The organism is Halomonas sp., from assembly GCF_041689495.1.
Lineage (GTDB): Bacteria > Pseudomonadota > Gammaproteobacteria > Pseudomonadales > Halomonadaceae > Halomonas.
The window spans coordinates 1-4,085 of record NZ_JBDNGD010000093.1 but is presented as its reverse complement, the minus strand read 5'-3'; the positions used below and the strand labels follow the sequence as shown (position 1 = coordinate 4,085).

The 4,085-nt window shown below is 66.2% G+C and carries 5 protein-coding genes; all 5 read left to right on the top strand.

Annotated features, from left to right (window positions below; genetic code table 11):
• Positions 1-174 precede the first annotated feature (174 nt).
• A complete protein-coding gene (ribBA, locus tag ACESMD_RS02995; protein ID WP_372610202.1) occupies positions 175-1,341 on the top strand; it encodes a bifunctional 3,4-dihydroxy-2-butanone-4-phosphate synthase/GTP cyclohydrolase II in 1,167 nt (388 codons plus the stop codon).
• A gap of 91 nt (positions 1,342-1,432) precedes the next feature.
• On the top strand, positions 1,433-1,945 hold the full coding sequence (ribE, locus tag ACESMD_RS02990; protein ID WP_372610200.1) for a 6,7-dimethyl-8-ribityllumazine synthase: 513 nt from the start codon (positions 1,433-1,435) through the stop codon (positions 1,943-1,945).
• On the top strand, positions 1,942-2,445 hold the full coding sequence (gene nusB / locus ACESMD_RS02985) for a transcription antitermination factor NusB (RefSeq protein WP_372610198.1): 504 nt from the start codon (positions 1,942-1,944) through the stop codon (positions 2,443-2,445). The genes ribE and nusB overlap by 4 nt, the downstream gene beginning before the upstream one ends.
• A 12-nt stretch (positions 2,446-2,457) precedes the next feature.
• Positions 2,458-3,435 carry a thiamine-phosphate kinase gene (thiL, locus tag ACESMD_RS02980; RefSeq protein ID WP_372610196.1) on the top strand — a complete coding sequence of 326 codons (978 nt, stop codon included), beginning with the start codon at positions 2,458-2,460 and terminating at the stop codon, positions 3,433-3,435.
• Positions 3,432-3,905 (top strand): phosphatidylglycerophosphatase A, encoded by a 474-nt coding sequence (locus tag ACESMD_RS02975; RefSeq protein ID WP_372610194.1) that lies wholly within the window; start codon positions 3,432-3,434, stop codon positions 3,903-3,905. The genes thiL and ACESMD_RS02975 overlap by 4 nt, the downstream gene beginning before the upstream one ends.
• The last annotated feature ends 180 nt before the right edge of the window (positions 3,906-4,085 follow it).

Sequence of the window (4,085 nt, the reverse complement as noted above, 5' to 3'; positions counted from 1 at the left end):
GCAGGGTTTGACCTTGGTGGGAGGCCGGCTCTGCCGGGCGAGGGTTTGGCCGGGAAAACCTCGCCCGCTGAAGCGGCCTCCCACAAAGAATGGCGCCCGACGCCGCGCCACGTTACGCTGACGCGGTTTCGAGGCGGGTTGCGAGAGCCGCCGAGCCGAACCACTGGAGATCCCATGGTGCATTCCTCTTCCGGGGGCCTGGCCCCCATTGAAGACCTGATCGAGGACATCCGTCAGGGCAAGATGGTGATCCTCATGGATGATGAGGATCGCGAGAATGAAGGCGACATCATCATGGCCGCCGAACGGGTCGAGGCCGAGCACATCAACTTCATGGCGCGTCATGGCCGGGGCTTGATCTGCCTGCCGATGACCCGGGAACGCTGTGAGCGATTGCAACTGCCCTTGATGGTGCGCGACAACGGCTCGGGTTTCGGCACCAAGTTCACCCTTTCCATCGAGGCGGCAGAGGGCGTGACCACCGGTATCTCCGCCGCCGATCGTGCCCGTACCGTCCAGGCCGCCGTGGCACGGGATGCCGTGGCCCAGGACATCGTCCAGCCCGGCCATATCTTCCCGCTGATGGCCGAGCCGGGCGGGGTCTTGCGGCGTGCGGGGCACACCGAGGCGTCCTGTGACCTGGCCGCCCTGGCTGGCTTCGAACCCAGCGGCGTGATCTGCGAGATCATGAACGATGACGGCACCATGGCGCGTCGGCCCGAGCTGGAGCGCTTCGCCGTCGAGCATGGCCTGAAGATGGGCACCATCGCCGACCTCATCCATTACCGGATTCACAACGAGCAGACTGTGGAACCCGTGGAAGCCTCGCCGGTGCGTACCGCCTTCGGTGAGCTGACCCTGCATGTCTTCCGCGACCGCATCCAGGGGGCGCATCACCTGGCACTGGTCAAGGGGCGTCCCAGCCCGGACGCCCTGACCACGGTGCGAGTGCACCTGGCCGATACCCTGCGTGACCTGCTCGGCCTGCAGAAGGAGGAGGGCGCCAACTGGACTACCTGGCGCGCCCTGGAAGAGGTGGCCCAGGCCGACCAGGGGGTCTTCGTGCTGCTCGATGACGGTCGCCCGCAGCAGGACTTCCTCGACCAGCTTGAGGTATTCCTGGATCGCCGCCGCCCCCCTCGCAGCAGCGCCTCCGATGGGGCGGGTAACTACCTGACCATCGGCACCGGCTCGCAGATACTACGGCATCTGGGCGTGGGCCGGATGCGCCTGCTCAGCTCGCCCTGGAAGTTCTCGGCACTCTCCGGTTTCGACCTGGAAGTAGTCGAGCGCCTGGGCCCCGAGGATGCCGCCGACGGCAAGGTGCCTGCCGACGACTGACTCGGTCGATGACCATCAAATCACCATCAAGGCTGGCGTGGCTGCGACACTCACGTCATCCCCGGACCGGACTCACGAGGAACCTGGAACCATGCAACCGATTTCCCAAGTTGAAGGCGATTTCATCGACGTCGACGGCCACTACGTCATCGTGGTCGGTCGCTTCAATCACCATGTGGTCGATAGCCTGGTGGAAGGCGCCGTGGACATCCTGGTGCGCCACGGGGTGGAGAGCGAGAACATCGATATCATCCATGTACCGGGTGCCTGGGAGTTGCCCCTGGCGGTCAAGAAGGTGCTCAAGTTCGCCCGTCCCGATGCGGTGATCGCCCTGGGCGCGGTAATTCGCGGCGACACTCCGCACTTCGAGTATGTGGCCGGCGGCTGCAACTCGGCGCTGGGCAGCCTCCAGTTGGAGTTCGAGACGCCCATCGCCAATGGCGTGCTCACCGTCAATTCCATCGAGCAGGCCATCGAGCGCGCCGGTACCAAGGCCGGTAACAAGGGCGCCGAAGCGGCCATGGCGGCCATGGAAATGGTCTCGCTGCTGCGCTGCTTCGGCGATGACGATCTCGCCGAGGATCCTCAGGGAGGTGAGGCATGAGCGGCGAGCGATCCCGCGCCCCGTCTGCCGCCCAGCAATCCCGGCGGGCCGCCCGTGAACTGACGGTCCAGGGGCTCTACCAGTGGCAGATGACCGGCAAGCCGATCGCCGAGGTGGAGGCACAGTTCCGTAGCCAGGTGGCCGACGACGACCTGGAGGACCACGAGAACTGGCTCAAGGTCATGGAGATCGCCGACCTGGCGCTCTTCCATGAGCTGTTGCACAGCGTGGTGCGCGACAAGGCCGAGCTGGATGCCAGCCTGTCCCCCTTGCTCGACCGACCCCTGACGGAACTCGACCCCATCGAGCTGGCCATCCTGCGCCTGGGGGCCTACGAACTCTCGCGGCGCTTCGAGGTGCCTTATCGCGCCGTGATCAATGAAGGCGTGGAACTGGCCAAGTCCTTTGGGGCCACCGACGGCCACAAGTACGTCAACAGCATCCTCGACAAGCTGGCCGGCAAGTTGCGTGGAGCCGAGGTCGCCGCCCGCCGCCGCTGAAGGCCTTATCCCATGCACAGTGACTACAGCGAATTCGATCTCATCACCCGCTTCTTCACGCCTGACCCGCCGGGGGAGGCGGCCGGCGTGACGCTGGGGGTGGGCGATGACTGTACTCTGCTGGCCCCGACCCCCGGGCAGCGGCTGGCGGTCAGCGTGGATACCTCGGTGGTCGGTGTCCATTTTCCCGATGATGCCCCGGCTGAGGCCATCGGCCATCGCGCCCTGGCGGTGAGCCTGAGTGACCTGGCCGCCATGGGCGCCCGGGCACGCTGGTGCCTGATGTCGCTGACCCTGCCCGAGGCCGATGATGCCTGGTTGACGGGCTTTGCCCGGGGATTCCATGCGCTGTGCGCTGCCACCGGCACGGCCCTGGTGGGCGGGGATATTACCCGGGGAGAGCTGGCCATCGGCGTCACGGTGATGGGTGAGGTACCCGCCGACGCTGCCTTGACCCGCGGTGGGGCCAGGCCCGGGGATCTGCTGGCCGTGACCGGGGCGCTGGGGGGTGGCGCCGGGGGCCTGGCACTCTGGCAGGCCGGCGAGCGAGACCTGTTCCACCCGCTGCTCAGGCGTTACCTGTATCCCCAGCCGCGGCTGGGGGCCGGCGAGGCGTTGCGTGGCCTGGCCACTTCGGCTATCGACCTCTCCGACGGCCTGTTGGCCGATCTCGATCATCTCCTCGAGGCGTCCGGGGTGGGGGCCGAGCTCACTCTTGATGACCTGCCACTCGTCGATGGCCTCGTCGACGCCCTGGGTGAGCAGGAGGGCCGTCTAGCCGCCCTGTGCGGAGGCGATGAGTATGAACTCCTGGTGACCCTGCCGCCCGAAAAATGGAACCAGGCACTGCAGCGATTGACCCGGCATGGCCTTCCGCTCACGATGATCGGGCAGATCACCACCGGATCGGGGGTTTCCGGGTTGGGTGATGAAGGGCGACGGGGCTGGCAGCACTTCCAGCGTCGGCCCGACACAGGAGGGATGCCATGAACCGAGCCCCCGACAGCGTCTGGCATCGCCCGACTCATTTCCTCGCCTTCGGCCTGGGCAGTGGGGCCGTGCCCTTCGCGCCGGGAACCTTCGGTACCCTCGCCGCCATTCCCTTCTACTGGTTGATGTCGGAACTGCCCCTGGACTGGTACCTGGCGGTCGTCGCGGTTACCTTCGTGTGGGGCGTGTGGCTGTGCGAGTCGACCTCCCGTGACCTGGGCGTTCACGACCACTCGGGTATCGTCTGGGATGAGTTTGTCGGCTACTGGCTCACCATGACCGCCGTGCCCTTCTCGTGGGAGACGGCCCTCTGGGGCTTCGTGGTCTTCCGTGTCTTCGATGTCATCAAGCCTTCGCCGATCCGCTGGGCGGACCGGCATGTGGCGGGTGGCTTCGGTATCATGATCGATGATGTCCTCGCCGGCATCTATGCCTGGAGTACGATGCATCTTTGGTTCTGGTTATTTTGACGCGAGGCCATCTGCTGACGTTGAGTGCCGGAACCCGAGCCCTGGAGTAGTGGGATGCGCAAGGAACGTTGGATCGTCCCGGTGTTGGCGGGGGCCGCGGTGTTCTGGGCGGCGGCACAGTTCGTCGCCGGCCTGCTGTTCGAGCGTGAACTCGCCAGGGCCCTGATCGACCTCGAGGCG

Bases quoted from the DNA above. Each gene is read 5' to 3' on its own strand.
- ribBA (WP_372610202.1), top strand. From the start codon at position 175: ATGGTGCATTCCTCTTCCGGGGGCCTGGCCCCCATTGAAGACCTGATC.
- ribE (WP_372610200.1), top strand. From the start codon at position 1,433: ATGCAACCGATTTCCCAAGTTGAAGGCGATTTCATCGACGTCGACGGC.
- nusB (WP_372610198.1), top strand. From the start codon at position 1,942: ATGAGCGGCGAGCGATCCCGCGCCCCGTCTGCCGCCCAGCAATCCCGG.
- thiL (WP_372610196.1), top strand. From the start codon at position 2,458: ATGCACAGTGACTACAGCGAATTCGATCTCATCACCCGCTTCTTCACG.
- ACESMD_RS02975 (WP_372610194.1), top strand. From the start codon at position 3,432: ATGAACCGAGCCCCCGACAGCGTCTGGCATCGCCCGACTCATTTCCTC.